The sequence below is a fragment of the Streptomyces sp. NPDC006261 genome (assembly GCF_040613515.1).
In the GTDB taxonomy this organism is placed as follows: domain Bacteria; phylum Actinomycetota; class Actinomycetes; order Streptomycetales; family Streptomycetaceae; genus Streptomyces.
The window spans coordinates 20723-47560 of record NZ_JBEXSI010000007.1 but is presented as its reverse complement, the minus strand read 5'-3'; the positions used below and the strand labels follow the sequence as shown (position 1 = coordinate 47560).

The 26838-nt window shown below is 70.6% G+C and carries 28 protein-coding genes; 18 read left to right on the top strand and 10 right to left on the bottom strand.

The window, feature by feature from the left end; genetic code table 11:
• Positions 1 to 155 precede the first annotated feature (155 nt).
• The 4 genes from pgi to ABZ154_RS06050 all read left to right on the top strand — a co-directional run bounded on the left by pgi (position 156) and on the right by ABZ154_RS06050 (position 4785).
• Positions 156 to 1808, top strand: a complete 1653-nt coding sequence (gene pgi, locus ABZ154_RS06065; protein ID WP_356829505.1) for a glucose-6-phosphate isomerase — start codon at positions 156 to 158, stop codon at positions 1806 to 1808.
• A 4-nt stretch (positions 1809 to 1812) separates the two neighbouring features.
• The gene (locus ABZ154_RS06060; protein ID WP_356829503.1) at positions 1813 to 2322 is read left to right on the top strand and encodes a PH domain-containing protein; all 510 of its coding nucleotides are present in this window, start codon (positions 1813 to 1815) and stop codon (positions 2320 to 2322) included.
• Positions 2319 to 3848, top strand: coding sequence for a PH domain-containing protein (locus ABZ154_RS06055; protein WP_356829501.1), 1530 nt, complete (start codon positions 2319 to 2321; stop codon positions 3846 to 3848). The genes ABZ154_RS06060 and ABZ154_RS06055 overlap by 4 nt, the downstream gene beginning before the upstream one ends.
• 97 nt (positions 3849 to 3945) lie before the next feature.
• Positions 3946 to 4785: a poly-gamma-glutamate hydrolase family protein gene (locus ABZ154_RS06050; protein ID WP_356829499.1), complete on the top strand. Its 840-nt coding sequence runs from the start codon at positions 3946 to 3948 to the stop codon at positions 4783 to 4785.
• On the opposite strand, the gene ABZ154_RS06045 is transcribed toward ABZ154_RS06050, so the two are convergent.
• The 6 genes from ABZ154_RS06045 to tkt all read right to left on the bottom strand — a co-directional run bounded on the left by ABZ154_RS06045 (position 4775) and on the right by tkt (position 11858).
• On the bottom strand, positions 4775 to 5161 hold the full coding sequence (locus tag ABZ154_RS06045) for a VOC family protein (protein ID WP_356829497.1): 387 nt from the start codon (positions 5159 to 5161) through the stop codon (positions 4775 to 4777). The two genes, ABZ154_RS06050 and ABZ154_RS06045, sit on opposite strands and share 11 nt — an antisense overlap.
• 81 nt (positions 5162 to 5242) lie before the next feature.
• Complete coding sequence (gene pgl, locus ABZ154_RS06040) at positions 5243 to 6025, bottom strand: 6-phosphogluconolactonase (RefSeq protein WP_356829495.1); 783 nt, start codon at positions 6023 to 6025, stop codon at positions 5243 to 5245.
• The gene (gene opcA, locus ABZ154_RS06035) at positions 6022 to 7056 is read right to left on the bottom strand and encodes a glucose-6-phosphate dehydrogenase assembly protein OpcA (protein ID WP_356829493.1); all 1035 of its coding nucleotides are present in this window, start codon (positions 7054 to 7056) and stop codon (positions 6022 to 6024) included. The genes pgl and opcA overlap by 4 nt, the downstream gene beginning before the upstream one ends.
• A complete protein-coding gene (zwf, locus tag ABZ154_RS06030) occupies positions 7053 to 8585 on the bottom strand; it encodes a glucose-6-phosphate dehydrogenase (RefSeq protein WP_356829491.1) in 1533 nt (510 codons plus the stop codon). The genes opcA and zwf overlap by 4 nt, the downstream gene beginning before the upstream one ends.
• Before the next feature lie 5 nt (positions 8586 to 8590).
• A complete protein-coding gene (gene tal / locus ABZ154_RS06025; protein ID WP_356829489.1) occupies positions 8591 to 9709 on the bottom strand; it encodes a transaldolase in 1119 nt (372 codons plus the stop codon).
• A 46-nt stretch (positions 9710 to 9755) separates the two neighbouring features.
• Positions 9756 to 11858 carry a transketolase gene (gene tkt / locus ABZ154_RS06020; RefSeq protein ID WP_356829487.1) on the bottom strand — a complete coding sequence of 701 codons (2103 nt, stop codon included), beginning with the start codon at positions 11856 to 11858 and terminating at the stop codon, positions 9756 to 9758.
• A 288-nt stretch (positions 11859 to 12146) separates the two neighbouring features.
• Between tkt and ABZ154_RS06015 the strand changes: the two genes are divergently transcribed.
• Positions 12147 to 13100 (top strand): heme o synthase, encoded by a 954-nt coding sequence (locus tag ABZ154_RS06015; RefSeq protein WP_356829485.1) that lies wholly within the window; start codon positions 12147 to 12149, stop codon positions 13098 to 13100.
• 86 nt (positions 13101 to 13186) lie between these two features.
• Positions 13187 to 13564, top strand: coding sequence for a hypothetical protein (locus tag ABZ154_RS06010; protein ID WP_356829483.1), 378 nt, complete (start codon positions 13187 to 13189; stop codon positions 13562 to 13564).
• A gap of 60 nt (positions 13565 to 13624) precedes the next feature.
• Here the strand turns inward: ABZ154_RS06010 and ABZ154_RS06005 are convergent, their stop codons facing one another.
• The 3 genes from ABZ154_RS06005 to ABZ154_RS05995 all read right to left on the bottom strand — a co-directional run bounded on the left by ABZ154_RS06005 (position 13625) and on the right by ABZ154_RS05995 (position 16383).
• A complete protein-coding gene (locus ABZ154_RS06005) occupies positions 13625 to 14617 on the bottom strand; it encodes a COX15/CtaA family protein (RefSeq protein WP_356829481.1) in 993 nt (330 codons plus the stop codon).
• Between the two features lie 75 nt (positions 14618 to 14692).
• Positions 14693 to 15460 (bottom strand): ABC transporter permease, encoded by a 768-nt coding sequence (locus tag ABZ154_RS06000; protein ID WP_356829479.1) that lies wholly within the window; start codon positions 15458 to 15460, stop codon positions 14693 to 14695.
• Complete coding sequence (locus ABZ154_RS05995; protein ID WP_356829477.1) at positions 15457 to 16383, bottom strand: ABC transporter ATP-binding protein; 927 nt, start codon at positions 16381 to 16383, stop codon at positions 15457 to 15459. Before ABZ154_RS05995 ends, ABZ154_RS06000 begins: the two co-directional genes overlap by 4 nt.
• Before the next feature lie 136 nt (positions 16384 to 16519).
• Here ABZ154_RS05995 and ABZ154_RS05990 point away from each other — a divergent pair, with 136 nt between their 5' ends.
• The 9 genes from ABZ154_RS05990 to ABZ154_RS05950 all read left to right on the top strand — a co-directional run bounded on the left by ABZ154_RS05990 (position 16520) and on the right by ABZ154_RS05950 (position 23540).
• Positions 16520 to 17263 carry a metalloregulator ArsR/SmtB family transcription factor gene (locus ABZ154_RS05990; protein ID WP_356829475.1) on the top strand — a complete coding sequence of 248 codons (744 nt, stop codon included), beginning with the start codon at positions 16520 to 16522 and terminating at the stop codon, positions 17261 to 17263.
• Positions 17260 to 18681, top strand: a complete 1422-nt coding sequence (sufB, locus tag ABZ154_RS05985) for a Fe-S cluster assembly protein SufB (RefSeq protein WP_030568051.1) — start codon at positions 17260 to 17262, stop codon at positions 18679 to 18681. The genes ABZ154_RS05990 and sufB overlap by 4 nt, the downstream gene beginning before the upstream one ends.
• A 100-nt stretch (positions 18682 to 18781) precedes the next feature.
• Positions 18782 to 19963, top strand: coding sequence for a Fe-S cluster assembly protein SufD (gene sufD / locus ABZ154_RS05980; RefSeq protein WP_356829473.1), 1182 nt, complete (start codon positions 18782 to 18784; stop codon positions 19961 to 19963).
• Positions 19963 to 20280, top strand: coding sequence for a bifunctional 3-phenylpropionate/cinnamic acid dioxygenase ferredoxin subunit (locus ABZ154_RS05975; RefSeq protein ID WP_018555702.1), 318 nt, complete (start codon positions 19963 to 19965; stop codon positions 20278 to 20280). The genes sufD and ABZ154_RS05975 overlap by 1 nt, the downstream gene beginning before the upstream one ends.
• A 7-nt stretch (positions 20281 to 20287) precedes the next feature.
• The gene (gene sufC / locus ABZ154_RS05970) at positions 20288 to 21052 is read left to right on the top strand and encodes a Fe-S cluster assembly ATPase SufC (RefSeq protein WP_356829471.1); all 765 of its coding nucleotides are present in this window, start codon (positions 20288 to 20290) and stop codon (positions 21050 to 21052) included.
• Entirely contained in the window at positions 21049 to 22317 is a 1269-nt protein-coding gene (locus tag ABZ154_RS05965; protein ID WP_356829469.1) for a cysteine desulfurase, read from the top strand. The genes sufC and ABZ154_RS05965 overlap by 4 nt, the downstream gene beginning before the upstream one ends.
• 10 nt (positions 22318 to 22327) lie before the next feature.
• Entirely contained in the window at positions 22328 to 22783 is a 456-nt protein-coding gene (sufU, locus tag ABZ154_RS05960) for a Fe-S cluster assembly sulfur transfer protein SufU (RefSeq protein ID WP_073880112.1), read from the top strand.
• On the top strand, positions 22780 to 23118 hold the full coding sequence (locus ABZ154_RS05955) for a metal-sulfur cluster assembly factor (RefSeq protein ID WP_015607822.1): 339 nt from the start codon (positions 22780 to 22782) through the stop codon (positions 23116 to 23118). Before sufU ends, ABZ154_RS05955 begins: the two co-directional genes overlap by 4 nt.
• Positions 23119 to 23174: 56 nt before the next feature.
• Complete coding sequence (locus tag ABZ154_RS05950; RefSeq protein ID WP_356829467.1) at positions 23175 to 23540, top strand: VOC family protein; 366 nt, start codon at positions 23175 to 23177, stop codon at positions 23538 to 23540.
• Between the two features lie 9 nt (positions 23541 to 23549).
• On the opposite strand, the gene ABZ154_RS05945 is transcribed toward ABZ154_RS05950, so the two are convergent.
• A complete protein-coding gene (locus ABZ154_RS05945) occupies positions 23550 to 24533 on the bottom strand; it encodes a hypothetical protein (RefSeq protein ID WP_356829465.1) in 984 nt (327 codons plus the stop codon).
• Positions 24534 to 24820: 287 nt separating this feature from the next.
• On the opposite strand from ABZ154_RS05945, the gene ABZ154_RS05940 reads away from it, so the two are divergent.
• The 3 genes from ABZ154_RS05940 to dapD all read left to right on the top strand — a co-directional run bounded on the left by ABZ154_RS05940 (position 24821) and on the right by dapD (position 26824).
• Positions 24821 to 25147, top strand: coding sequence for a multidrug efflux SMR transporter (locus ABZ154_RS05940; RefSeq protein WP_073880586.1), 327 nt, complete (start codon positions 24821 to 24823; stop codon positions 25145 to 25147).
• Positions 25147 to 25725: a TetR family transcriptional regulator gene (locus ABZ154_RS05935; protein ID WP_356829463.1), complete on the top strand. Its 579-nt coding sequence runs from the start codon at positions 25147 to 25149 to the stop codon at positions 25723 to 25725. The genes ABZ154_RS05940 and ABZ154_RS05935 overlap by 1 nt, the downstream gene beginning before the upstream one ends.
• A 100-nt stretch (positions 25726 to 25825) precedes the next feature.
• Positions 25826 to 26824 carry a 2,3,4,5-tetrahydropyridine-2,6-dicarboxylate N-succinyltransferase gene (gene dapD / locus ABZ154_RS05930; RefSeq protein WP_356829461.1) on the top strand — a complete coding sequence of 333 codons (999 nt, stop codon included), beginning with the start codon at positions 25826 to 25828 and terminating at the stop codon, positions 26822 to 26824.
• Positions 26825 to 26838: the final 14 nt, after the last annotated feature.

The following is a 26838-nucleotide window of genomic DNA, read 5'->3' as shown; positions in this document are numbered from 1 at the left end:
ACCCAGTCGTTCACCGGCCGGACACCCCACAGGTGTCCGGCCGGACCGCGTTTCCCCCTCCGGGCCCGCGTCCACGCCACCCGCCTCCTCGATCAATTAGGTTGGAGGGGCAGCGGGGAAGCTGACGTACAAGAAGAAGTGGGCTGATATCCGGGATGAACGCAGCAAGCCGAACCAAGCTCAACCAGACCCCCGAGTGGACGGCTCTCGCCAAGCACCGTGAGGAGTTCGGCGCGACCCAGCTGCGCGAGCTGTTCGCGCAGGCGCCGGACCGGGGCACCGCCTACACCCTCAGGGTCGGCGACCTCCACCTCGACTACTCCAAGCACCTGGTCACCGACGAGACGCTGCGCCTGCTGCGCGAGCTCGCCGCCGCCACCGGGGTCGCCGGGCTGCGGGACGCGATGTTCCGCGGGGAGAAGATCAACACCACCGAGGACCGGGCCGTCCTGCACACCGCGCTCCGCGCCCCGCGCGGCGCGGTGATCGAGGTCGACGGTGAGAACGTCGTGCCCGCCGTGCACGCCGTCCTGGACAAGATGGCCGCCTTCGCCGAGAAGGTCAGGGCCGGTGAGTGGACCGGCCACACGGGCAAGCCCGTCAAGAACATCGTCAACATCGGCATCGGCGGCTCCGACCTCGGCCCCGCCATGGCGTACGAGGTGCTGCGCTCCTTCACGGACCGCTCCCTCACCGTCCGGTTCGTCTCCAACGTCGACGGCGCCGACCTCCACGAGGCGGTCCGCGACCTGGACCCCGCCGAGACGCTGTTCATCGTCGCCTCGAAGACGTTCACCACGATCGAGACGATCACCAACGCGACCTCCGCCCGGGACTGGCTCCTCACCGAGCTGCGGGCCGGTCAGGACGCCGTCGCCCAGCACTTCGTGGCGCTGTCGACCAACGCCGAGAAGGTCGACGAGTTCGGCATCGACACGGCCAACATGTTCGAGTTCTGGGACTGGGTCGGCGGCCGCTACTCCTACGACTCCGCGATCGGCCTCTCGCTGATGATCGCCATCGGCCCGGACCGGTTCCGCGAGATGCTCGACGGCTTCCACCTCGTCGACGAGCACTTCCGCACCGCCCCCGCCGAGGAGAACGCCCCGCTCCTGCTCGGCCTGCTCGGCGTCTGGTACGGCAACTTCTTCGACGCCCAGTCGCACGCGGTGCTGCCCTACAGCCACTACCTGTCCAAGTTCACCGCGTACCTCCAGCAGCTCGACATGGAGTCCAACGGCAAGTCCGTGGACCGCGAGGGCGACCCGGTCGACTGGCAGACCGGGCCGGTCGTCTGGGGCACGCCCGGCACCAACGGGCAGCACGCGTACTACCAGTTGATCCACCAGGGCACCAAGCTGATCCCGGCGGACTTCATCGGCTTCGCCGCCCCGGTCCACGACCTGCTGCCCGGCCTGATCGCCCAGCACGACCTGCTGATGGCGAACTTCTTCGCCCAGACCCAGGCGCTCGCCTTCGGCAGGACGCCCGACGAGGTCCGCGCGGAGGGCGTGCCCGAGGAGCTCGTCCCGCACAAGACGTTCCGGGGCAACCACCCGACGACCACGATCCTCGCCGACCGGCTGACCCCCTCGGTCCTCGGCCAGCTCATCGCGCTCTACGAGCACAAGGTCTTCGTCCAGGGCGCCATCTGGAACATCGACTCCTTCGACCAGTGGGGTGTCGAACTCGGAAAGGTCCTCGCCAAGAAGATCGAGCCCGTCCTGACCGGGGAGGCCGGCACCGGGGAGCTCGACAGCTCCACCGCCGCTCTGGTCGCCGCCTACCGCACGCTGCGGGGGCGCTGAGCCCATGCCGACGGGGGAGGGGACGGCGACGGTACGGCTGCGGCCGCCGCGCAACACGCTGAACGAGCGGGTGGTGAACTGGTGGCGGGTCCAGTGGCTGCTGATGACCGCGGCAGCCGTCGTCCCGCTCGCCGTCCTCGGCGGGCTGATCGAGCCCGCCCGCTTCTGGCTGCTGCTGCCCGCCGCGGTGTTCGCCGCGGCGGGCGTGGCGGCCGCCGTCCTCCTCCCGCTGTGGTGGTACCGCACCCACCGCTGGGAGGTCACTCAGGACGCGGTGTACGTACGCACCGGGTTCTTCTGGCAGGAGTGGCGGATCGCGCCGATGTCCCGGATCCAGACCGTGGACACCGTCCGCGGCCCGCTGGAACAGCTCTACCGGCTCGCCACCGTCACGGTCACCACCGCCTCCTCCAAGGGCGCGGTACGGATCGAGGGCCTGGACCACGAGGTCGCCGCCGAACTGGCCGAACGGCTCACCCGCATCACCCGTAACACCCCCGGCGACGCCACATGAGCACCCCGCGCGCCCCGTACGCCTCCGGGGAAGGCTGGCGCCGCCTCGACCCCCGTACGGTCCTGGTCACCGCCCTCGTCGTGGCGGGCGTCGTCGCGGGTGCCGCCGTGCCCGCCACCCTCGGCCTGGCCCGCTGGCTCGGGCTCCCCGGCGCGGTGCTCTGGGCGCTCGCCGCGGCCGCCGGAGTCATCGGGGCCGCGGCGGGTGCCGACCGGGTCCGCTGGCACCGCACCCGCTACCGGACCGGCGAGGAGCGCGTCGAGCTCCACACCGGTCTCCTCCTCGTCAAGCGCCGCTCCCTGGCCCGGACCCGCATCCGCACCGTCGACCTCACCGCCAACCCGCTGCTGCGCCTCCTGGGCCTCGTCACCGTCAGGATCGGCACCGGCGAGCACGGCGGCGACTCCACGCTGGAGCTGGACCCGGTCACCCGCGCCGAGGGCGAACGGCTCCGTCGCCTCCTGCTGGAACGCGCCACCACCCCGCAGCCCGGGGCCCACCGCGACGGCGAACTGGCCACCCTCGACCCGCGCTGGATCCGTTACGCACCGGTCTCCTTCCTCGCCCCCATGCTCGGCGGCGCGGCCGTCGGAGCCGTGATGCAGATCAGCGACTGGGCCGGGGCGCAGGGCGAGGTCATCGCCTGGGTCGGCGACCGCTTCCAGGAGACCCCGCTCCTCTGGGTGTTCGTCATCCTCGCCGCCGCCGCCCTGGTGGCGGGTGTGGCCGGGGCGCTCGGCCTCTGGATCGAGATGTGGTGGAACTACCGCCTGGAGCGTGAGCCCGGCGGCACCATCAGGGTCCGGCGCGGGCTGTTCACCTCCCGGTCCATCTCCGTCGAGGAGGCCCGGCTGCGCGGGGTCGACCTGGTCGAACCCCTCGGCGTACGGCTGCTCGGTGCCGCCCGGCTGGACGCCATCACCACCGGGCTCGCCCAGGACAACGAGTCCAGGGACGCCGGCCACAACACGGTCCTCCCGGTGGTGCCGCGCCCGCTGGCCGACTCCGTCGCCGCCGCGATACTCCGGGAGGAGGCCACCCCGACCGGCGCCCCGCTGACCCGCCACCCCCGCGCCGCCCGCGGCCGCCGACTGCGCTGGTCGCTCGCCGCCGCCCTCGCCCCGCTCCTGCTGCTCACCGTCCTCGGGGCGCTCCTCACCCCCGTACTCCTGTGGATCGCGCTCGGCTGCGCGGTGGTGTTCCCGCCGCTCGCGGTGGCGCTCGCCCTGGACGCGTACCGGAACCTCGGCCACGCGCTCTCCGGCCGCTACCTGGTCACCCGCTCGGGCACGCTCCGCCGCTCCACCGCGGCCCTGGAACGGGCCGGGGTGATCGGCTGGACCGTGAAGCAGTCGTACTTCCAGCGGCGGGCGGGGCTGCTCACCCTCACGGCCACCACGGCCGCCGGAGGGGGCGCCTACGCGGCGTACGACACCGATGCGGCCGAGGGCCTCACCTTCGCGGCCGAGGCCGTCCCCGGACTGCTGGAGCCCTTCCTGGAGCGCACGGTGCGCCCCGGCCTCTGACGGACGGTTCCGGAGCGCGATGTGCGCCCCCGGCCCGTGACCGACGGCACAGCCGGCCTCCTGGGCAGCGCGGCCGCTGTCGGCGACGATAGCGATCATGACCTTCACCCACCGCCGTACGGTCCTCGCCGCCCTGGCCACCGCGGCCGTCAGCGGCCCGCTGCTCGGCTCGCTCACCGCGACTACCGCCCACGCCACCGACGACCTGGACATCTACACCTCCAACACCGACCTCTACAAGAAGCTGGCCGGACAGGAGGGCGTCGAGTTCGCCCGCCGCTACCGGAGACACGAGTACGCCGACCACTCGACCCCGCAGAGATATCCGTACAACCGGACCACCGTCATGGCCCTGCACGGCGGCGGCATCGAGACCGGCACCTCCGAACTCTGCCTCGCCATAGCCGGCTACCACCCGGCCACGCTCGCCCCGCTGCAGGACGGCCACGGGGTGCACGACTACTGGATGTTCGAGGGGCTGCGCACCTCCGGCAACCGCGACCTGCACGTCACCGCCAAGAACTGCGACGATCACGTCGCCATCTCCATGGCGGCCGGCAGCCTCAACGTCCTGAGTCTGCACGGCTGTACGTCGGCCCAGGCGGGCACCGTCCCGCAGGCCGTGGTGGTCGGCGGGCTCAACACCCGCTTCAAGACCCTGCTCAAGGCCGAGTTCGACAGGGTGGGCATCGCCTGGCGGGACGGGAACGAGACGCCCGACCTGGCCGGCGTCAATCCCAGCAACCCCGTCAACCGCACCATGCTGTCCAAGGGCGGTCAGCTGGAGCTCACCACGGAGCTGCGCGCCGCCATGTTCACGAACAACACCCGTGCGGGCCGGGCCGGCAGCACGACCCCGGTCTTCGACCGCTTCACCGCCGCCTGCCGGGCCGCGATCACCAAGCTGGAGCAGGGCACGGACCAGGTCATCCTCTGAGGCCCGCGGCTCCTTCGCCGCCGTGCGTCGTGTCGATGACGCAGAAGCGGTTGCCCTCGGTGCCGGCGAGGACCACGAAGTCCGGGTCCGGCGGGTAGAGCTCCCACGCGACCCGATCGGCGCCGAGCCCGATCAGCCGCTCCACCTCGGCCTCCTGGGTGGCGGAGTGGAGGTCGAGGTGGGCCCGGGGGACCTCCCGCACGGGGGAGGCGGAACGACCCGGCGCCACCCCGACGCCGGGCCCTTCGGCCGCGACCAGCACCACCCAGTCGTCCGTCCCCGGCTCACGCTCGGTGTACGTGAGCGCGGCCTTCCAGAAGGCGGCGGCCCGTTGTACGTCGCTCGCGCCCATCACCACGGTTCCGACGTGCACCATGGGGGGCGAGCTTTTCACACCGCAGGCCCGGCCCGCTGAGGAAGAGCGGGCCGGGCCTGGTGGCCGAAAAGCCGAAAACGGTCAGGCAGAAGCCGGCGGGTACAGCGTGCGCGGCAGCTGGGATGCCGCCGCCGCGTCCAGCAGCCAGAGCGTCCTGCTGCGCCCGTACGCGCCCGCCGCGGGCGCCTGCGTCTCCCCGGCGCCCGACAGCGCGATGGCCGCGGCCCCCGCCTTGTCCTCGCCCGCCGCCAGCAGCCACACCTCACGCGCCGCGCGGATCGCGGGGAGCGTGAGCGAGACGCGGACCGGCGGCGGCTTGGGGGCCCCGTGCACACCGACGACGGTGCGCTCGGTCTCCCGTACCGCGGGCAGCTCCGGGAAGAGCGAGGCCACATGGGTGTCCGGCCCGACGCCCAGCATCAGCACGTCGAACGCCGGCACCCGGCCGTGGTCCTCCGGCCCCGCGGCGGCGGCCAGTTCGGCCGCGTAACCGGCGGCCGCCTCGTCCACGTCCTCGCCGTACGGGCCGTCCGACGCGGGCATCGCGTGCACCCGGGCCGGGTCGAGCGGCACCGCGTCGAGCAGCGCCTCGCGGGCCTGGGTGACGTTCCGCTCGGGATCGCCCTCAGGCAGGAACCGCTCGTCGCCCCACCACAGGTCCAGGCGCGCCCAGTCGACCGCGTCCCGGGCGGGTGCGGCAGCCAGCGCGGCCAGCAGGCCGTTGCCGTTGCGCCCACCGGTCAGCACCACCGAGGCGTGGCCCCGGGCGGCCTGGGCGTCCACGATCCTCGTGATCAGCCGGGCCGCCGCGGCCTGCGCCATCAGCTCCTTGTCGCGGTGCACGACCAGCTGAGGAGGCGTCACTTGGCGGCCGCCTTCTTGGCCGGGGCCTTCTTCGCGGCGGGCGCCTTCTGCTCGCCGCCGTCCTCCTCGGGGGCCTTCTCCGCCGCGGCGGCCTTGACCTCGCCGCCCGCGTGGAGCCTCTCCACCCCGAACTTCACCGCGGCCTCGTAGGTGTTGTCCGGGTCGAGCCGGCGCAGCTCCTCCGCCAGCAGCTCGGCGGTTTCGCGGCGCTTGAGCGCCACCCCGCGGTCCGGCTGGCCCTGCATGGAGAGCGTGGCCAGCGAGCCGTCGGCCCGGTCGAGGACGATGACGCCGTTCTTCGTCTCCATCCGGACGGCGGTCAGCCCGGGGCCACCGGAGTACGTGCGTTGCACCGGGACGCCGAGCCGGTCCGCGAGCCACATCGCGAGCAGCTCGCAGCTCGGGTTGTCGCTCTCGCCCTCGACGGTGACACCGATGACCTCCGCGGGCTGCTGGTCCAGCGCCGCGGCCAGCATCGAGCGCCACGGCGTGATCCGGGTCCACGACAGGTCGGTGTCGCCGGGGCTGTACGTCGCCGCCCGCACCGCCAGCTCGTCCAGCGGGCGCTCGGCGGAGTAGCCGTCGGTGATCCGGCGCTGGGCGAGGGCGCCCAGCGGGTCCTTCGCCGCGTCGGCGGGCGCGTCCTCGGGCCACCACACCACGACCGGGGCGTCCGGCAGCAGCAGCGGGAGCACCACCGACTGGGCGTGGTTGGCCAGTTCGCCGTGGAGGCGCAGCACCACGGTCTCGCCGGTCCCCGCGTCGGAACCGACCCGGACCTCGGCGTCGAGACGGGCGTCGCGCCGGGCGCGCGGCGAGCGGCTGACCCGCTTGATCACCGCGATGATCCGCGAGGGGTGCTCGCGGGATGCGTCACCGGCCGACTTGAGCGCGTCGTACGCGTTCTCCTCGTCGGTGACGATGACCAGGGTGAGCACCATGCCGATGGCGGGGGTGCCGATGGCCCGGCGGGCCGAGACCAGCGCCTGGTTGATCTTGCTGGATGTGGTTTCCGTGAGATCGATCTTCATGGCCGCCTCCAGCTCCGTCCGTCACGTGCGAGCATCTCGTCGGCCTCGGCCGGACCCCAGGTGCCGGCCGCGTACTTCGCGGGCTTGCCGTGCTTGTCCCAGTACTCCTCGATCGGGTCGAGGATGGTCCAGGAGAGCTCGACCTCCTGGTGGCGCGGGAACAGGTTGGCGTCGCCGAGCAGCACGTCCAGCAGGAGCCGCTCGTACGCCTCCGGACTGGACTCCGTGAAGGACTCTCCGTACGCGAAGTCCATCGTGACGTCCCGGACCTCCATCGAGGTGCCGGGCACCTTGGAGCCGAAGCGCACGGTGACGCCCTCGTCCGGCTGGACCCGGATGACCAGGGCGTTGCCGCCGAGCTCCTCCGTGGCACCGGACTCGAAGGGCAGGTAGGGCGCGCGCTTGAAGACGACCGCGATCTCCGTGACCCGGCGGCCGAGCCGCTTTCCGGTGCGCAGGTAGAACGGCACGCCCGCCCACCGGCGGTTGTTGATCGTCAGCTTGATCGCGGCGAAGGTGTCGGTCGTCGACTTGGGGTCGATGCCGTCCTCCTCGCAGTAGCCGAGGACCTCCTGGCCGCCCTGCCAGGCGTGCTCGTACTGGGCGCGCACGGTGTGCAGACCGAGGTCCTCGGGCAGCTCGACGGCGGTGAGCACCTTGAGCTTCTCGGCGACCAGGGCCTTCGGGTGGAAGGAGCCCGGCTCCTCCATCGCGGTGAGCGCCAGCAGCTGGAGCAGGTGGTTCTGGATGACGTCACGGGCGGCGCCGATGCCGTCGTAGTAGCCGGCCCGGCCGCCGATGCCGATGTCCTCGGCCATCGTGATCTGTACGTGGTCGACGTAGGACCGGTTCCAGATCGGCTCGAACATCGTGTTGGCGAACCGCAGCGCCAGGATGTTCTGGACCGTCTCCTTGCCCAGGTAGTGGTCGATCCGGAAGACCTCGTTGGGCGGGAAGACGTCGTGCACGAGCTGGTTGAGCTCCTGCGCGCTGGCCAGGTCGTGGCCGAACGGCTTCTCGATGACGGCCCGTCGCCAGGAGCCCTCGGTCTGGTCGGCGAGCCCGTGCTTCTTGAGCTGCTGGACGACCTTGGGGAAGAACTTCGGCGGCACGGAGAGGTAGAAGGCGTAGTTGCCTCCGGTGCCCTGGGCCTTGTCGAGCTCCTGGATCGTCGCCTTCAGCGTCTCGAACGCCTCGTCGTCGTCGAAGTCGCCCTGGACGAAGCGCATCCCCTGGATGAGCTGCTGCCAGACCTCTTCGCGGAACGGTGTACGGGCGTGCTCCTTGACGGCGTCGTGGACGACCTGGGCGAAGTCCTCGTCCTCCCAGTCGCGGCGGGCGAAGCCGATGAGCGAGAAGCCCGGTGGCAGCAGGCCGCGGTTGGCCAGGTCGTAGACGGCGGGCATCAGCTTTTTACGGGACAAATCGCCCGTGACGCCAAAGATGACCAGGCCCGACGGCCCCGCGATACGCGGGAGCCGTCGGTCCTGTGCGTCACGGAGCGGGTTGGCTCCGGGAACAGCAGACAAAGTGGTCAGCCCTCCGAGGGAGCGAGGCGCGAGAGCTCCGCCTCGGTCGACTTGAGCAGGTCGGTCCAGGACGCCTCGAACTTCTCGACGCCCTCGTCCTCCAGCACCTGCACGACGTCGTCGTACGAGATGCCGAGCTTCTTGATCGCGTCGAGGTCGGCGCGGGCCTGGTCGTAGCCGCCGGCGACGGTGTTGCCGGTGATCTCGCCGTGGTCGGCCACGGCGTCCAGGGTCGCCTCCGGCATGGTGTTCACCGTGTTGGGGGCGACCAGGTCGTCGACGTACAGGGTGTCCTTCAGCGACGGGTCCTTGACGCCGGTGGAGGCCCACAGCGGGCGCTGCTTGTTGGCCTGCGCCTTGTCCAGGGGGGCCCAGCGGTCGCTCGAGAAGACCTCCTCGTACGCCTCGTAGGCCAGGCGCGCGTTGGCCAGGGCGGACTTGCCCTTGGCGGCCTTCGCCTCGTCGGACCCGATGGCGTCCAGACGCTTGTCGATCTCGGTGTCCACGCGGGACACGAAGAAGGACGCCACCGAGTGGATCTTGGAGAGGTCCAGGCCCGCGGCCTTCGCCTTCTCCAGACCCGCCAGGTAGGCGTCCATGACCGCGCGGTAGCGCTCCAGCGAGAAGATCAGCGTCACGTTGACGCTGATACCCCGGCCGATCGTCTCGGTGATCGCCGGGAGACCGGCCTTGGTCGCCGGGATCTTGATGAGCGTGTTCGGCCGGTCGACCAGCCACGCCAGCTGCTTGGCCTCGGCGGTGGTGGCCGTGGTGTTGTGGGCCAGACGGGGGTCCACCTCGATGGAGACCCGGCCGTCCTGGCCGCCGGTCGCGTCGAAGACCGGGCGCAGGATGTCGGCGGCGTCACGGACGTCCGCCGTCGTGATCATGCGGACCGCTTCCTCGACGGTGACGCGGCGGGCGGCGAGGTCGGTGAGCTGCTGCTCGTAACCGTCGCCCTGCGAGATCGCCTTCTGGAAGATCGACGGGTTGGTGGTGACGCCGACGACATGGCTCTGGTCGATCAGCTCGGCCAGGTTGCCCGAGGTGATCCGCTTGCGCGACAGGTCGTCGAGCCAGATCGCCACGCCCTCGTCGGAGAGGCGCTTGAGTGCGTCTGTCATGGGTTGCATCTCCTACTAGTCGTATATCTACGTCGTATATACGGCGTCAGCGTGCTGCGGCGGCGAGAGATTCCCGCGCGGCGGCGGCCACGTTCTCGGCGGTGAAGCCGAACTCGCGGAAGAGGACCTTCGCGTCGGCCGAGGCACCGAAGTGCTCCAGGGAGACGATCCGGCCGGCGTCCCCGACGTACCGGTACCAGGTCAGGCCGATGCCCGCCTCGACGGCGACCCGCGCCTTGACCGACGGCGGGAGCACGCTCTCCTTGTAACCCTGATCCTGCTCCTCGAACCACTCGACCGACGGCATCGAGACGACCCGGGTCGGCACACCGGCCGCCTGGAGCTGCTCACGCGCCTCGACGGCGACGTGGACCTCGGAGCCGGTCGCGATGAGCAGCGCCTGCGGCGTCGTGTTCTGCCCGGAGGGCCCTTCGGCCTCGAACAGGACGTAACCGCCCTTGGCCGCGTCCTCGTTCGCCTCGTACGTCGGAACGCCCTGCCGGGTCAGCGCCAGGCCGTGCGGGGCGCCCTCGCCGAACACCTTGGTGTAGCGGCGCAGGATCTCGCGCCAGGCGATGGCCGTCTCGTTGGCGTCGGCCGGGCGCACGACGTTCAGGCCCGGGATGGCGCGCAGCGCGGCCAGGTGCTCGACCGGCTGGTGGGTCGGGCCGTCCTCGCCGAGGCCGATCGAGTCGTGCGTCCACACGTACGTCACCGGCAGGTGCATCAGCGCGGAGAGCCGCACCGCGTTGCGCATGTAGTCGGAGAACACCAGGAAGGTGCCGCCGTAGATGCGGGTGTTGCCGTGCAGCGCGATGCCGTTCATCGCGGCGGCCATCGCGTGCTCGCGGATCCCGAAGTGGATCGTGCGGCCGTACGGGTCGGCCTCCGGCAGCGGGTTGCCCACCGGCAGGAACGACGACGTCTTGTCGATGGTGGTGTTGTTCGAGCCGGCGAGGTCGGCGGAGCCGCCCCACAGCTCGGGCACGACCTCGCCCAGCGCCTGGAGCACCTTGCCGGACGCGGCACGGGTGGCCAGGGACTTGCCGGCCTCGAAGACCGGGAGCTTCTCCTCCCAGCCGGCGGGCAGCTCGCCCGCCGCGATCCGGTCGAAGTCGGCGGCGCGCTCCGGGTTGGCGGTGCGCCACGCGGCGAACCCCTTGTCCCACTCGGCGCGGGCCTCACGGCCGCGGTCCAGGGCCTCACGGGTGTGGCCGATGACAGCGTCGGAGACCTCGAAGGTCTGCTCCGGGTCGAAACCGAGGACCCGCTTGGTCGCCGCGATCTCGTCGTCGCCGAGCGCCGAACCGTGTGCGGCCTCGGTGTTCTGGGCGTTCGGCGCGGGCCAGGCGATGATCGAGCGGGCCGCGATGAACGAGGGGCGCTCGGTCTCCGCCTTCGCCGCCTGGAGCGCCGCGTACAGACCCGCCGGGTCCAGGTCGCCGCTCGGCAGCTGCTCGACGCGCTGGACGTGCCAGCCGTACGCCTCGTACCGCTTCAGGGTGTCCTCGGAGACCGCGGTCTCCGTGTCGCCCTCGATGGAGATGTGGTTGTCGTCCCAGAGCAGGACCAGGTTGCCCAGCTTCTGGTGCCCGGCCAGCGAGGACGCCTCGGCCGAGATGCCCTCCTGGAGGCAGCCGTCACCGGCGATGACCCAGACCGTGTGGTCGAAGGGCGAGGTGCCGGGGGCCGCCTCGGGGTCGAACAGGCCGCGCTCGTAGCGGGCGGCCATGGCCATGCCCACCGCGTTGGCGACACCCTGGCCCAGCGGGCCGGTCGTCGTCTCGACACCGGTGGTGTGCCCGTACTCCGGGTGCCCCGGGGTCTTGGAGCCCCAGGTCCGGAACGCCTTCAGGTCGTCCAGCTCCAGGCCGTAACCGGCGAGGTAGAGCTGGATGTACAGGGTCAGGCTGGAGTGGCCCGCCGAGAGGACGAACCGGTCGCGGCCGGTCCACTCCGCGTCCGCGGGGTCGTGCCGCATGACCTTCTGGAACAGGGTGTACGCGGCGGGAGCCAGGCTCATGGCCGTACCCGGGTGGCCGTTTCCGACTTTCTGTACGGCGTCCGCGGCGAGGACGCGGGCGGTGTCCACGGCCCGCTGGTCCAAATCGGTCCACTGGAGGTCTGTGGTGGTCGGCTTGTTGCTCACCCTGAGTCAGGGCTCCTCTCCACTGTCGTAAACCGGTGACTGTTACCGCACCGGGCGTTGCCGAGCCTACCCCCGCCGCGGGGCACACTTCCCGAGCACTTTCCAGGGTGCGGGGGGCCTGCGCACTTCGCCTCCCGGCGGACGGGCCCCCTACATCCGCACAGTCACCCTCAACACGACCCCACCCCCGCGAAGGACGGTGTGTGCCCAACGTTTAGAGTGGTCGGGTTCGCGCAAGTCTTCACCGGGCCTCCTCGCCCGGAGCTTGCTGGGATTTCTCTGTCAGGGGTGTGCGTGACGGCCGTCGAGTCCCGACCCGCAGGGGTCGCCTTGACTCCCAGCCCAGGGGGCCATCGCCCGTACGGGGCCCGTGTCAAGGCATTCGTGGCGCTTACCAAGCCACGGATCATCGAGCTGTTGCTCATCACCACCGTTCCGGTGATGTTCCTCGCCGCCCAGGGCGTACCCGACCTGTGGCTCGTGCTCACCACCACCATCGGGGGGTACCTCTCGGCGGGCGGCGCCAACGCGCTGAACATGTACATCGACCGCGATATCGACGCGCTGATGGACCGCACGTCCCAGCGTCCGCTGGTCACCGGCATGGTCAGCCCCCGTGAGTGCCTCGCCTTCGGATTCGCCCTCGCGGTGATCTCCACGCTCTGGTTCGGAGTGTTCGTCAACTGGCTGTCCGCGGGACTCGCCCTCGGCGCGCTGCTCTTCTACGTCGTCGTCTACACGATGCTGCTGAAGCGCCGCACCTCGCAGAACATCATCTGGGGCGGCATCGCCGGCTGCATGCCGGTGCTCATCGGCTGGTCCTCCGTGACGAACTCCCTCTCCTGGGCCGCCGTCATCCTCTTCGCCGTCATCTTCTTCTGGACGCCGCCGCACTACTGGCCGCTCTCCATGAAGGTGAAGGAGGACTACGCCCGGGTCGGCGTCCCGATGCTCCCGGTCGTCGCCTCCAACCAGGTGGTCGCCAGGCAGATCGTCATCTACAGCTGGGTGATGGTCGGCGTCTCGCTGCTGCTCACCCCGCTGGGCTACACCGGCTGGTTCTACCTGTCGGTGGCGCTGCTGGCGGGCGGCTTCTGGCTCTGGGAGGCCCACGGGCTGCAGAACCGGTCCAAGGCCGGGGTGACGGGCGCCAAACTCAAGGAGATGCGGCTGTTCCACTGGTCCATCACCTACGTCTCGCTGCTCTTCCTGGCCGTCGCGGTGGACCCCTTCCTCCGCTAGTTCTTCCCCCTTCGGGCGGGTCACGTGGCACAAGCCACGTGACCCGCCCGTCGCCGTTCGAACTACTCGTCGGTAGCATCCTGTTCATGGGAGAGACGGCAGCAGACGCAGCAGACACCGGGCAGACCTCGCGGACGGACGCCAGGAAGGCGGCCCGCTCGGAGCGCAGGGCGGCGAAGCTCGCCCGTGAGATCGGGGCCTTCGCCAAGGAGCACGGCGGCGCCGAGGGGCAGCTCGCCTACATCGGCCAGGCGGGCGCCCGCATCGTCCTGGTCGGCCAGGACGGTGCCTGGGGCGACCTGGTGGCCCCGACGTACGCCGTGGCCGAGAGGGCGGCGGAGAAGTCCGGGATCGCGATGCACGAGGAGTTCGACGGCGACTTCGCCCTCAAGGTCCGCACGGGCCCGTACGAGTGGTCGCGGATGGCCGGGATCCAGGTCGGCGGGCCGTCCAACGACCGCTGAGCGGATACGACGAAGGGGCGGCGGGCACATGCCCGCCGCCCCTTCGTCGTACGAGAACCCCTAGACCGCCGGAGCGGACGCCGGCTCCCGCTCTTCGGCGGAGGCGGGCGGGCCCGGCAGCGTGGCCGGCTCGTCGTCGCCGCGCTCGCGCATGCTCATCACCAGGCGGATCACGGCGATCCACATGATGGCCGAGCCGAACATGTGGACGCCGACGAGGATCTCGGGGACGTCGCTGAAGTACTGCACGTACCCGATCGCGCCCTGGGCGAGCAGCACGACCAGCAGGTCGCGGGCGCGGGCCCGGGTGTCGGCGGGGGCGTCGACCACCCGCAGGGCCAGCCACATCGCGACGGCCAGCGCGCAGACCACCCAGGCGGCGATGGCGTGCACATGGGCGGCGGCCGACCAGTCCCACGGCATACGCGGTACGTCGCTGCTGTCGCCCGCGTGCTTGCCGGAACCGGTCACCGAGGTGCCGAGCACGATGAGGACCATGGTGGTCGCCAGGATCGCCCAGGAGAGGCGCCGTACCGGCAGGGGGACGCGGGGTCGCGCCGGGCCGTCGCCCTCGCCGACCCGGGCCCAGGTGATCACGGTGACCGCGAGCAGCGCGTTGGCGAGCAGGAAGTGCCCGGCCACCGTCCACGGGTTGAGCCCCGCCCAGACGGTGATGCCGCCGAGGACGGCGTTGCCCAGCACGATCCAGAACTGCGACCAGGCCAGCCGGGTCACCTTGCGGCGGCGCGGCTCGGCGGAGCGGGTCGCGATGATCGCCCAGCCGACGGCCGCCGACAGGACGTACGTCAGCATGCGGTTGCCGAACTCGATCGCGCCGTGCAGGCCCTGCTCGGGCGTCGCGAAGAGGCTGTCGTCGGTGCACTTGGGCCAGGTGTCGCAGCCGAGGCCCGAACCGGTCAGCCGGACGGCACCGCCGGTCACGATGATGAAGACGCTCATCATCACGGCGGAGAGCGCGGCACGCTTCACCACTTTGGTGGACGGCGTCCAGCGCTTGGCGATGGCAGAGATGGGGGTTTCCACGCGGACCATCGTAGGACGAGGCTTGTGCATGTTTTCACGAGGGGTGGGTTCGCACCCGCTTGCCCGCGAAAGTCCCCGGACGGCCTACTCCCAGCGGAAGAGCTTGGCCGCGGCGCCCAGCCCCAGCACCGCCCAGGCCGCCAGGATCCCGGCCTGGGCCCACGGCATCGACGCGCCGTGCTGCAGGACGTCCCGCAAGCCCTCCGAGAGCGCCGAGATGGGCAGCATCCCCAGCACCGCCTGCACCGCGTCCGGGAACTTGTCCAGCGGCACGATGACCCCGCCGCCGACCAGCAGCAGCAGGAAGACCAGGTTGGCGGCGGCGAGCGTCGCCTCGGCCTTCAGCGTCCCGGCCATCAGCAGTCCGAGCCCGGAGAACGCGGCGGTCCCCAGCACCAGGAGCAGCAGGACGGAGAGCGGGTTGCCCTGCGGCGACCAGCCGAGCGCGAGGGCGATCGCCGTCAGCAGCAGTACCTGGAGCACCTCGGTGACCAGCACCGACAGGGTCTTCGCCGTCATCAGCGCCCAGCGGGGCAGCGGGGAGGCCCCGAGCCGCTTGAGGACCCCGTAGCGGCGCTCGAAGCCGGTGGCGATGGCCTGGCCGGTGAACGCCGTCGACATCACGGCCAGCGCCAGGACGCCCGGTGCCAGGAAGTCGACCGACGCGCCCGAGCCGGTGTCGACGATGTCGACCGCGCTGAACAGCACCAGCAGCAGCGTCGGAATGATCACTGTCAGCAGCAGCTGCTCGCCGTTGCGCAGCAGCATCCGGGTCTCCAGCGCGGTCTGCGCGGCGATCATCCGGGGGAGCGGGGCGGCGCCGGGGCGCGGGGTGTACGTACCGGCGCTCATGCGCGCAGCTCCTTGCCGGTCAGTTCGAGGAAGACGTCCTCCAGGGTGTGCCGCTCCACGGAAATGCCCTCCGGCATCACGCCGTGCTGGGCGCACCAGGAGGTGACGGTGGCCAGCAGTTGCGGGTCGATGGTCCCGGTGATGCGGTACGTCCCCGGGAGCGGCTCGGCGGCCTCGGAGCCGTCGGGCAGCGCCTTGACCAGCGCGCCGAGGTCGAGTCCCGTACGCCCGGTGAAGCGCAGGGTGTTCTCGGCGCCGCCCCGGCAGAGCTGCTCCGGCGAGCCCTGGGCGATGACCCGGCCCGCGTCGATGATCGCGACGTCGTCGGCGAGCGCCTCGGCCTCGTCCATGAAGTGGGTGGTCAGCACCACGGAGACCCCGTCTCCGCGCAGCTCGCGCACCAGGTCCCAGGTGGAGCGGCGGGCCTGCGGGTCGAGCCCGGCGGTCGGCTCGTCCAGGAAGACCAGCTCGGGCCGGCCGACGACCGCGAGGGCCAGGGCGAGGCGCTGCTGCTGGCCGCCGGAGAGCCGCCGGTAGGCGGTGCGGCCGCAGGAGCCGAGGCCGAGCCGTTCGATCAGGGCGTCCACGTGCAGCGGGTGGGCGTGCAGCTTCGCCATGTGGCGGAGCATCTCGTCCGCCCGGGCGCCGGAGTAGACGCCGCCGGACTGGAGCATGACCCCGATCCGGGGGCGCAGCCGCTCCGCGTCGGCGACCGGATCGAGTCCGAGGACGCGTACGGTGCCGGCGTCGGGACGGCGGTAGCCCTCGCAGGTCTCGATCGTGGTGGTCTTCCCTGCGCCGTTCGGGCCGAGCACGGCCGTCACCACGCCCGCCGTAACCGCCAGATCGAGGCCGTCCACCGCGGTCTTCGTGCCGTACCGCTTCACCAGGCCCTTGACCTGTACGACGGGCTCGTTCTCCATGGCGCGTAAGTCTAGGCAGCGCCTCGCGCGGGCCTTCTCCCGGGGCCAGATTAGGTAACCCTAAGTGATGAACCGCACCGTAGATCGTTCCGGACCGTGGTTGTCATGGCCGAATGAATTACGCAACAATGGTGTTGTGAAATACGACGGTGGGTCTTCCCAGGAGGAACTCGCGACCGGTGAGCGCTCGACGCGCAACCGGGTCGCGCGCTCCATCCTGGACCACGGTCCGTCCACAGCCGCCGATCTGGCCAAGCGCGTCGGTCTCACCCAGGCCGCCGTCCGCCGCCACCTGGACGCCCTCGTCTCCGACGGGGTCGTGGAAGCCCGTGAACAGCGGGTCTACGGGGCGCGGACCCGCGGCAGGCCCGCCAAGGTGTTCGCCTTGACGGACTGCGGCCGGGACGCCTTCGATCAGTCCTACGACAAGCTGGCCGCGGACGCCCTGCGCTTCATCGCCGAATCCGGCGGGGACGAGGCGGTCACCGCCTTCGCCCGGGCCCGGATGGCGGCGATGGGCGAGGCGTACCGCGCCGCGGTCGAGGCCGCGGCGCCCTCGGAGCGCACGGAGGCCCTCGCCAGGGCCCTGAGCACCGACGGGTACGCTGCTACGGCGCGAAGCGCGCCGGGCCCGCAGCAGGGCGAGCAGCTGTGCCAGCACCACTGCCCGGTGGCGCATGTCGCCGAGCAGTTCCCACAGCTGTGCGAGGCGGAGACGGAATTCTTCTCCAGCCTCCTCGGGACCCATGTGCAGCGTCTGGCCACCCTCGCCCACGGCGACGGCGTGTGCACGACGTACGTGCCGCGCAGCGGCCAGGCAGCACCCCCACAGACCACCCATTCAGCATCTGCAAGCACGGCCGGGAGGAACCCCGCATGACGCTCCCCACGGAGACTGCCCACCCTGAGCTCGAGGGTCTGGGTACGTACGAATTCGGCTGGGCCGACTCCGACGCGGCAGGCGCGGCGGCGAAGCGCGGCCTCTCCGAGGCTGTCGTCCGCGACATCTCGGAGAAGAAGAACGAGCCCGAGTGGATGCTGAAGCTGCGGCTCAAGGGCCTCAAGCTCTTCGGCAAGAAGCCCATGCCGAACTGGGGCTCCGACCTGTCGGGCATCGACTTCGACAACATCAAGTACTTCGTGCGGTCCACGGAGAAGCAGGCGGCCTCCTGGGAGGAGCTGCCCGAGGACATCAAGAACACGTACGACAAGCTCGGCATCCCCGAGGCGGAGAAGCAGCGCCTCGTCGCCGGTGTCGCCGCGCAGTACGAGTCCGAGGTCGTCTACCACCAGATCAACGAGGAGCTGGAGGCGCAGGGTGTCATCTTCATGGACACCGACACCGCGCTGAAGGAGCACCCGGAGCTCTTCAAGGAGTACTTCGGCACCGTCATCCCCGTCGGTGACAACAAGTTCGCCTCGCTGAACTCGGCCGTGTGGTCCGGCGGCTCGTTCATCTACGTGCCCAAGGGTGTCCACGTCGAGATCCCGCTCCAGGCCTACTTCCGTATCAACACGGAGAACATGGGCCAGTTCGAGCGGACGCTGATCATCGTCGACGAGGACGCCTACGTCCACTACGTCGAGGGCTGCACCGCCCCGATCTACTCCTCGGACTCGCTGCACAGCGCCGTGGTCGAGATCATCGTGAAGAAGGGCGGCCGCTGCCGCTACACGACCATCCAGAACTGGTCGAACAACGTCTACAACCTGGTCACCAAGCGGGCCGTGGCCTACGAGGGCGCGACCATGGAGTGGGTCGACGGCAACATCGGCTCCAAGGTGACCATGAAGTACCCGGCCATCTACCTGATGGGCGAGCACGCCAAGGGCGAGACCCTCTCGATCGCCTTCGCGGGCGAGGGCCAGCACCAGGACGCCGGCGCCAAGATGGTCCACATGGCGCCGAACACCTCCTCCAACATCGTCTCCAAGTCGGTGGCGCGAGGCGGCGGCCGTACGTCCTACCGCGGTCTGATCGAGATCGGCGAGGGCGCGCCGGGCGCGAAGTCCAACGTGCTCTGCGACGCTCTCCTGGTCGACACGATCTCGCGGTCGGACACCTACCCCTACGTCGATGTCCGCGAGGACGACGTGTCGATGGGCCACGAGGCGACCGTCTCCAAGGTCTCCGAGGACCAGCTCTTCTACCTCATGAGCCGCGGACTGACCGAGTTCGAGGCCATGGCGATGATCGTGCGCGGCTTCGTCGAGCCGATCGCGAAGGAGCTGCCCATGGAGTACGCCCTGGAGCTCAACCGGCTGATCGAGCTGCAGATGGAGGGTTCGGTCGGCTAGGTCCTCGGTCCGAGGACGACACGGGGCGGTCGCACGCGGCCGCCCCGGCCCCCACCGAACCACCCCCTTCTTGACTGAGAAAGCGAGCACTACGACAGCCATGGCTGAGGCTCAGAACACACCGGTGGGCTCCACCACCGCCGGCTCCATCGCGGTGGCCGCCGAGTCGACCGTCGCCACGCGCATGAGCGCGCCCCCGTCCTTCGACGTCGCGGACTTCCCCGTCCCGCACGGTCGCGAGGAGGAGTGGCGCTTCACCCCGCTGGAGCGGCTGCGCGGGCTGCACGACGGCACCGCGGTCGCGAACGGCGGCGGCGTGAAGGTCGCGATCGACGCGCCCGAGGGCGTCACCGTCGAGACCGTCGGCCGCGACGACGCCCGGCTCGGCAAGGCCGGTACGCCGGTGGACCGGGTCGCCGCCCAGGCGTACAGCTCCTTCGAGCAGGCCTCGGTCGTCACCGTCGCCAAGGAGGCCGTGCTCACCGAGCCGGTCCGGATCACCGTGCACGGTGAGGGCGGCACCGCCTACGGCCACCAGCTCATCGAGCTCGGTGCCTTCGCCGAGGCCGTCGTCGTCATCGACCACACCGGTGACGCGGTGCTCGCCGCCAACGTCGACTACGTCCTCGGCGACGGCGCCAAGCTGACCGTCGTCTCCGTCCAGGACTGGGACGACACGGCCGTCCACGTCGGCCAGCACAACGCGCTGATCGGCCGGGACGCCTCCTTCAAGTCGATCGTCGTCACCTTCGGCGGCGACCTGGTCCGCCTGCACCCGCGGGTCGCCTACGCGGCCCCCGGCGGCGAGGCGGAGCTCTTCGGTCTGTACTTCACCGACAAGGGCCAGCACCAGGAGCACCGCCTCCTGGTCGACCACAACACCCCGCACTGCAAGTCCAACGCGGTGTACAAGGGCGCACTCCAGGGCGACGGCGCGCACGCCGTCTGGATCGGGGACGTCCTCATCCAGGCCGCCGCCGAGGGCACCGACACCTACGAGATGAACCGGAACCTCGTCCTCACCGACGGCGCCCGGGTCGACTCCGTACCCAACCTGGAGATCGAGACCGGCGAGATCGTCGGCGCCGGCCACGCCTCGGCGACCGGCCGCTTCGACGACGAGCAGCTCTTCTACCTCCAGTCCCGCGGCATCCCGGCCGAGGAGGCCCGCCGCCTGGTCGTGCGCGGCTTCTTCGCCGAGCTGGTCCAGCAGATCGGCCTGCCGGACGTGGAAGCGCGTCTGCTCGACAAGATCGAGACCGAGCTGAAGGCGTCCGTCTGATGGCCTTCGTCAAGGCGTGCGCGCTGAGTGAGCTGGAGGACGACACCCCGAAGCGGGTGGAGCTCGACGGCACACCGGTCTCCGTCGTCCGCACCGAGGGCGAGGTGTTCGCGATCAACGACATCTGCTCGCACGCGAACGTGTCGCTCTCGGAGGGCGAGGTGGAGGACTGTTCGATCGAGTGCTGGCTGCACGGCTCGTCGTTCGACCTCCGCACCGGCAAGCCGTCCGGCCTTCCCGCGACGCGCCCCGTCCCCGTATACCCCGTAAAGATCGAAGGGGACGATGTGCTCGTCTCCGTCACCCAGGAGTCCTGAGTCACCCATGGCAACGCTTGAAATCCGCGACCTGCACGTCTCCGTCGAGGCCGACAACGCCACGAAGGAGATCCTCAAGGGCGTCGACCTGACCGTGAAGCAGGGCGAGACCCACGCCATCATGGGCCCCAACGGGTCCGGCAAGTCCACCCTCGCGTACTCGCTCGCGGGTCACCCCAAGTACACGATCACGAGTGGCACGGTCACCCTGGACGGCGAGGACGTCCTGGAGATGTCCGTCGACGAGCGCGCCCGCGCCGGCCTGTTCCTCGCCATGCAGTACCCCGTCGAGATCCCCGGTGTCTCGGTCTCCAACTTCCTGCGCACCTCCGCCACCGCCGTCCGCGGCGAGGCGCCCAAGCTGCGTACGTGGGTCAAGGAGGTCAAGGAGACGATGGCCGGACTTCAGATGGACCCGGCCTTCGCCGAGCGCAACGTCAACGAGGGCTTCTCCGGCGGTGAGAAGAAGCGCCACGAGATCCTTCAGCTGGAGCTCCTCAAGCCGAAGATCGCCGTCCTGGACGAGACCGACTCCGGGCTGGACGTCGACGCGCTCAAGACCGTCTCCGAGGGCGTCAACCGGGTCCGTGCGACCGGCGAGGTCGGCACGCTGCTGATCACGCACTACACCCGCATCCTGAAGTACATCAAGCCCGACTTCGTGCACGTGTTCGCCAACGGCCGGATCGCGGCCTCCGGCGGCGCCGAGCTGGCCGACGAGCTGGAGAACGAGGGCTACGAGGCATACACGAAGGGTGGCGCTTCCGCGTGACTGACGCCCGACAGGGGCTCACCGGCCTCCTCGACACCGAGGCGATCCGCAAGGACTTCCCGATCCTGGACCGCACGGTCCACGACGGCAAGAAGATCGTTTACCTGGACTCCGCGGCGACCTCGCAGAAGCCGCGCCAGGTCCTCGACGCGCTCAACACGTACTACGAGCGCCACAACGCGAACGTGCACCGAGGCGTCTACACGGTCGCCGAGGAGGCCACCGCGCTGTACGAAGGCGCCCGTGACAAGGTCGCGGCCTTCATCAACGCACCGAGCCGCAACGAGGTGATCTTCACCAAGAACGCCTCGGAGTCGCTCAACCTCGTGGCCAACATGCTCGGCTGGGCGGATGAGCCCTATCGGGTGGACAGCGACACCGAGATCGTCACCACGGAGATGGAGCACCACTCCAACATCGTGCCGTGGCAGCTGCTCTCGCAGCGCACCGGCGCGAAGCTGAAGTGGTTCGGCATCACCGACGACGGCCGGCTCGACCTGTCGAACATCGACGAGATCATCACCGAGAAGACGAAGATCGTCTCCTTCACGCTGGTCTCCAACATTCTCGGCACCGTCAACCCGGTCGAGCAGATCATCCGCCGCGCCCAGCAGGTCGGCGCGCTGGTCTGCATCGACGCCTCGCAGGCCGCCCCGCACATGGTGCTGGACGTGCAGGCGCTCCAGGCCGACTTCGTGGCCTTCACCGGCCACAAGATGGTCGGCCCGACCGGCATCGGCGTGCTCTGGGGACGGCAGGAGCTCCTGGAGGACCTGCCGCCGTTCCTCGGTGGCGGCGAGATGATCGAGACCGTGTCGATGCACTCGTCGACGTATGCGCCGGCGCCGCACAAGTTCGAGGCCGGTACGCCCCCGATCGCCCAGGCCGTCGGCCTCGGCGCGGCCGTGGACTACCTCTCGGCGATCGGCATGGAGAACATCCACAACCATGAGAAGGCGATCACCGAATATGCGGTGAAGCGCCTCCTGGAGGTCCCGGACCTGCGGATCATCGGTCCGGCGACGGCCGAGGACCGCGGGGCGACGATCTCCTTCACGCTCGGCGACATCCACCCGCACGACGTGGGCCAGGTCCTCGACGAGCTGGGCATCTGCGTCCGGGTCGGCCACCACTGCGCGCGCCCGGTCTGCCTGCGGTACGGAATTCCCGCGACGACGCGAGCGTCGTTCTATCTGTACTCCACGCCCGCCGAGGTCGACGCACTGGTGGACGGGCTGGAGCACGTCCGGAACTTCTTCGGCTGAGGGCGTAATGGTGAAGCTTGATTCGATGTACCAGGAAGTGATCCTGGACCACTACAAGCACCCCCACGGGCGTGGCCTGCGGGACGGCGACGCCGAGGTGCACCACGTCAATCCGACGTGCGGCGACGAGATCACGCTCCGGGTGAAGTACGACGGCGAGACCATCGCCGACGTGAGCTACGAGGGCCAGGGCTGCTCCATCAGCCAGGCCTCCGCCTCCGTGCTGAACGAGCTGCTCGTCGGCAAGGAGCTGCCCGAGGCGCAGAAGATCCAGGCGGCCTTCCTGGAGCTGATGCAGTCCAAGGGCCAGCTGGAGCCGGACGACGCGATGGAGGAGGTCCTGGAGGACGCCGTCGCGTTCGCCGGCGTCTCCAAGTACCCCGCCCGGGTCAAGTGCGCGCTGCTGAGCTGGATGGCGTGGAAGGACGCGACGGCCAAGGCGCTGTCCGAAGGGAAGACCGCATGAGCGAGAACGAGACCGCGACCATGAAGCCGGCCTCCGAGGAGGAGGTCCGCGAGGCGCTGTACGACGTCGTCGACCCCGAGCTGGGCATCGACGTCGTCAACCTGGGCCTGATCTACGGCATCCACGTCGACGACGCCAACATCGCCACCCTCGACATGACCCTGACGTCCGCGGCCTGCCCGCTGACCGATGTCATCGAGGACCAGGCGAAGTCCGCCACGGACGGCATCGTCAACGAGCTCCGGATCAACTGGGTCTGGATGCCGCCGTGGGGCCCGGACAAGATCACGGACGACGGGCGCGAGCAGCTGCGTGCGCTGGGGTTCAACGTCTGACCCGGCGCTTCCCCGTACGACGGAGACGGCCATGTCCGCCAGGCATACTGGCGGACATGGCCGTCTCGCTGTACCACCTCGCCGTCGATGCCCATGACCTGCCGCTCCTGGCCCGCTTCTGGAGCGCGGTGCTGGACTGGAAGATCCTCTTCGAGGACGAGGAGGAGATCGTCATCGGCGCCCACGAGACCGCGCTGCCGGGCATGTGCTTCCTCCCCGTGCCGGAGGGGAAGACCGTCAAGAACCGGCTGCACATCGACCTGACTCCCGACGACCAGGACGCCGAGGTGGAGCGCATCCTCGCGCTCGGCGCCCGGCGGCTGGACGTCGGGCAGGGGCCGGAGGCCACCTGGGTGGTGCTGGCCGATCCCGAGGGCAACGAGTTCTGCGTGCTGCGCCCGAAGCGGACCCTGACCGACTGAGTCCCGGTCCTACGCCGGGCCTGCCGGCGGCGGGCCGTACTGCTCGGGCACGGTCTGTGCCGCCGCCTCCGCCAGGACCGGGCCCAGGTTCTCGTTGCGCATCCGGAGGTCCACGTACAGCAGTCCGGTCACCAGCGGCGGGAAGATCGACGAGAAGAGCTGGCTCACCAGCCCGCTGAGCATGGACAGCACCACGAAGCCGCCGAACAGGGCGAGGATCTGGCCGCCGCTCGGTTCGCCCATCGTGTCCGTGCCGTCCAGGGAGCCGGGGATCATGCCGAGCGCCTGGAACGGCATCTGGATCATGTAGCCGACCATGGTCGCCAGCCCGAAGGCGAGCAGCCCGATACCGAGGACCCGCCACCAGCTGCCGCGGACCAGCTGCGCCGAGCGGCGCAGAGCCGCGACCGGCCGCTGTGCCTCGAAGACCACGATCGTCGGGGCCAGGGAGAACTTCACCCAGAGCCAGATCGCGACCGGGGCGAGCACCAGCCAGCCGAGAAGGCCGAACAGGAGCAGCGGCCAAGCCGTGTCCGAGTCGCCGAGCGAGACGGCGTAGACGACCGTGGCGACCATGGTGAACATGATGACCAGGAAGGGGATGGCCACGGCCAGGGCCAGCAGGAACACCGTGCCGATCATGGCCCAGACCCGCGACCAGGCGCGCCTCCAGACGGTGCCGAAGCTGATCGGGCGGCCCAGGACGGCCTCCTGGAGGACCACCGGGACCGCCGCCTGGACGACGGCCGACGCCAGCAGGTAGGCGATGAGGCCGAGGACCATCAGGACGCCGAACGCGATGCCCAGCGGGACCAGTTGTGCCGTGTCCGGTTCGCCGGGCCCCGTAAGGTCGTCCCAGTTGGCCGCCACGGTCGAGAAGGCGATGGCCAGTCCGACGCCCATGACGGCCGTGGCCGCGCCGAAGAGCGCCAGGGCTGTTCCGACCAGCGGCTTCCAGTAGCCGCCGATCGTCGCGAAGGCGCCGCTGAGCATGTCCGAGACCCTCAGCGGCGCCAGGGGTATCACCCCCGGCTTGGGCGGCGCCGCCCATCCGCCCGTCCAGCCGCCCGGTCCCTGCGCTCCTCCGTGGAAGGGCCCCCCACCGTGGGGTGCGCCCCCGTACGGGCCACCGCCCCACCCCGCATCCTGCGCCACTGTCTCTCCGCTCAAAGTCGTCGGCCCGTACCGCCGGGCCGTTCCGTCGGTCGGCACACCGTAGCGCCCCCGACGTGGGCCGATGATATGTACAGCTGTACGCAACGATGTGTACAGTCGTCCACATGGGATACGCATACGGACTGCTGGCCGCGGCGATCGCGGCGGAGGTGGCCGGGACGACGGCCATGAAGTACAGCGAGGGGTTCACTCGCCTCTGGCCCTCGATCGGCACGGCGGTGGGCTATCTCATCGCCTTCACCCTGCTCGCCCAGACCCTCAAGACGCTCTCCGTGGGCACCGCGTACGCGATCTGGGCCGGTGTGGGCACGGCAGCCGTGGCCCTCATCGGCATCCTCTTCCTGGGGGAGTCCAGCAGCCTGGTCAAGATCGCGGGGGTGGCCCTGATCGTCGCCGGGGTCGTCGTGCTCAACCTGGGAGGGGCGCACTGATGGCCCGCAGATACGACCCCGAGCGGCGGACGCGGATCATCGACGCGGCGCTGCGGGTGATAGCGGCCGACGGGATAGCCGGGCTCAGCCACCGGACCGTGGCCGCCGAGGCCGATGTGCCGCTCGGCTCGACCACGTACCACTTCGGCTCGCTGGACGAGCTGCTGACGGCCGCCCTGCGCCGGTCCAACGAGAACTTCGCCCAGGCGCTGCGCGACAGTGATGTCGGTGCCGCCTCCCCCGCCGGGGACGGGCCCGGCTCCGGCCTCGCCGATGAGCTGACCCGGGTGCTGGGGGAGTGGTTCGCGGGCGACCGGGGCGTGATCGAGCTGGAGTACGAGCTGTACCTCGCGGCCCTGCGCCGCCCGGTCCTGCGTCCCGTCGCCGCCGAGTGGACCACGTCGGCGGTCGAGGTGCTGTCCGCGCGCACCGACCCGGCCACCGCGCGGGCACTGGTCGCGCTGCTGGACGGTGTCTGCCTCCAGGTGCTGCTGACCGGCTCCGCCTTCGATCCGGCCTACACCCGCGAGATGCTGGCCCGGGTCGTGGAGGGGGGAGAGGCGGGGGGCCGGGCCTGAGGAGCCCTGGGCGTGGAGGGCCGGCCGGGGGAGGGGGTGCGGCAGCCGCAAGCTGAGACCGGTTCGCCCGAGCGGGCCCCGGCCCGTTAGGTTTCTGTCCATGACCGACACGACTTCCCAGGCCACTTCCCGCACCACCGGCGCCGTCGCCGCCGGCCTCGCCACCGTCGCCGGTGACGGCACCGTCCTCGACACCTGGTTCCCCGCCCCCGAGTTGAGCGCCGAGCCCGGCCCGGCCGGCACGCAGCGGCTCACCCCGGACGAGGCCGTGAACCGCCTCGGTGAGGGCGCCGCCAAGGCCATCGGCGTGGACGCCCGGCGCGGTGTCGAGGTCGTCGCCGTCTCCACGGTCATCTCCTCGCTGGAGGACAAGCCGCTCGACGCGCACGACGCGTACCTGCGCCTGCACCTGCTCTCGCACCGGCTCGTCCGGCCGCACGGCCAGAACCTCGACGGACTCTTCGGCCTGCTGGCCAACGTCGCCTGGACCTCGCTCGGCCCGGTCGCGGTCGACGACCTGGAGCGGGTCCGCCTCAACGCCCGCGCCGAGGGGCTGCACCTCCAGGTGACCTCGGTCGACAAGTTCCCGCGCATGACGGACTACGTCGCTCCCAAGGGCGTCCGGATCGCCGACGCCGACCGGGTCCGGCTCGGTGCGCACCTCGCCGCCGGGACCACCGTCATGCACGAGGGCTTCGTCAACTTCAACGCGGGCACGCTCGGCACCTCCATGGTCGAGGGCCGCATCTCCGCGGGCGTCGTCGTCGGCGACGGCTCCGACATCGGCGGCGGCGCCTCCACCATGGGCACCCTCTCCGGCGGCGGCAACGTCCGCATCGTCATCGGCGAGCGCTGCCTGGTCGGCGCGGAGGCCGGCGTCGGCATCGCGCTCGGCGACGAGTGCGTCGTGGAGGCCGGGCTGTACGTCACGGCCGGCACCCGCGTCACGCTGCCGGACGGCCAGGTCGTCAAGGCCCGGGAACTCTCCGGCGCCTCCAACATCCTCTTCCGCCGCAACTCGGTCACCGGCACGGTCGAGGCCCGTCCGAACAACGCGGTGTGGGGCGGGCTGAACGACGTCCTGCACGCCCACAACTAGTTCTCTCATGGAGC

Bases quoted from the DNA above. Each gene is read 5' to 3' on its own strand.
- pgi (WP_356829505.1), top strand. From the start codon at position 156: ATGAACGCAGCAAGCCGAACCAAGCTCAACCAGACCCCCGAGTGGACG.
- ABZ154_RS06060 (WP_356829503.1), top strand. From the start codon at position 1,813: ATGCCGACGGGGGAGGGGACGGCGACGGTACGGCTGCGGCCGCCGCGC.
- ABZ154_RS06055 (WP_356829501.1), top strand. From the start codon at position 2,319: ATGAGCACCCCGCGCGCCCCGTACGCCTCCGGGGAAGGCTGGCGCCGC.
- ABZ154_RS06050 (WP_356829499.1), top strand. From the start codon at position 3,946: ATGACCTTCACCCACCGCCGTACGGTCCTCGCCGCCCTGGCCACCGCG.
- ABZ154_RS06045 (WP_356829497.1), bottom strand. From the start codon at position 5,161: ATGGTGCACGTCGGAACCGTGGTGATGGGCGCGAGCGACGTACAACGG.
- opcA (WP_356829493.1), bottom strand. From the start codon at position 7,056: ATGAAGATCGATCTCACGGAAACCACATCCAGCAAGATCAACCAGGCG.
- tal (WP_356829489.1), bottom strand. From the start codon at position 9,709: ATGACAGACGCACTCAAGCGCCTCTCCGACGAGGGCGTGGCGATCTGG.
- ABZ154_RS06010 (WP_356829483.1), top strand. From the start codon at position 13,187: ATGGGAGAGACGGCAGCAGACGCAGCAGACACCGGGCAGACCTCGCGG.
- ABZ154_RS06005 (WP_356829481.1), bottom strand. From the start codon at position 14,617: ATGGTCCGCGTGGAAACCCCCATCTCTGCCATCGCCAAGCGCTGGACG.
- ABZ154_RS06000 (WP_356829479.1), bottom strand. From the start codon at position 15,460: ATGAGCGCCGGTACGTACACCCCGCGCCCCGGCGCCGCCCCGCTCCCC.
- ABZ154_RS05995 (WP_356829477.1), bottom strand. From the start codon at position 16,383: ATGGAGAACGAGCCCGTCGTACAGGTCAAGGGCCTGGTGAAGCGGTAC.
- sufB (WP_030568051.1), top strand. From the start codon at position 17,260: ATGACGCTCCCCACGGAGACTGCCCACCCTGAGCTCGAGGGTCTGGGT.
- sufD (WP_356829473.1), top strand. From the start codon at position 18,782: ATGGCTGAGGCTCAGAACACACCGGTGGGCTCCACCACCGCCGGCTCC.
- ABZ154_RS05975 (WP_018555702.1), top strand. From the start codon at position 19,963: ATGGCCTTCGTCAAGGCGTGCGCGCTGAGTGAGCTGGAGGACGACACC.
- sufC (WP_356829471.1), top strand. From the start codon at position 20,288: ATGGCAACGCTTGAAATCCGCGACCTGCACGTCTCCGTCGAGGCCGAC.
- ABZ154_RS05955 (WP_015607822.1), top strand. From the start codon at position 22,780: ATGAGCGAGAACGAGACCGCGACCATGAAGCCGGCCTCCGAGGAGGAG.
- ABZ154_RS05950 (WP_356829467.1), top strand. From the start codon at position 23,175: ATGGCCGTCTCGCTGTACCACCTCGCCGTCGATGCCCATGACCTGCCG.
- ABZ154_RS05945 (WP_356829465.1), bottom strand. From the start codon at position 24,533: ATGCTCAGCGGCGCCTTCGCGACGATCGGCGGCTACTGGAAGCCGCTG.
- ABZ154_RS05940 (WP_073880586.1), top strand. From the start codon at position 24,821: ATGGGATACGCATACGGACTGCTGGCCGCGGCGATCGCGGCGGAGGTG.
- ABZ154_RS05935 (WP_356829463.1), top strand. From the start codon at position 25,147: ATGGCCCGCAGATACGACCCCGAGCGGCGGACGCGGATCATCGACGCG.
- dapD (WP_356829461.1), top strand. From the start codon at position 25,826: ATGACCGACACGACTTCCCAGGCCACTTCCCGCACCACCGGCGCCGTC.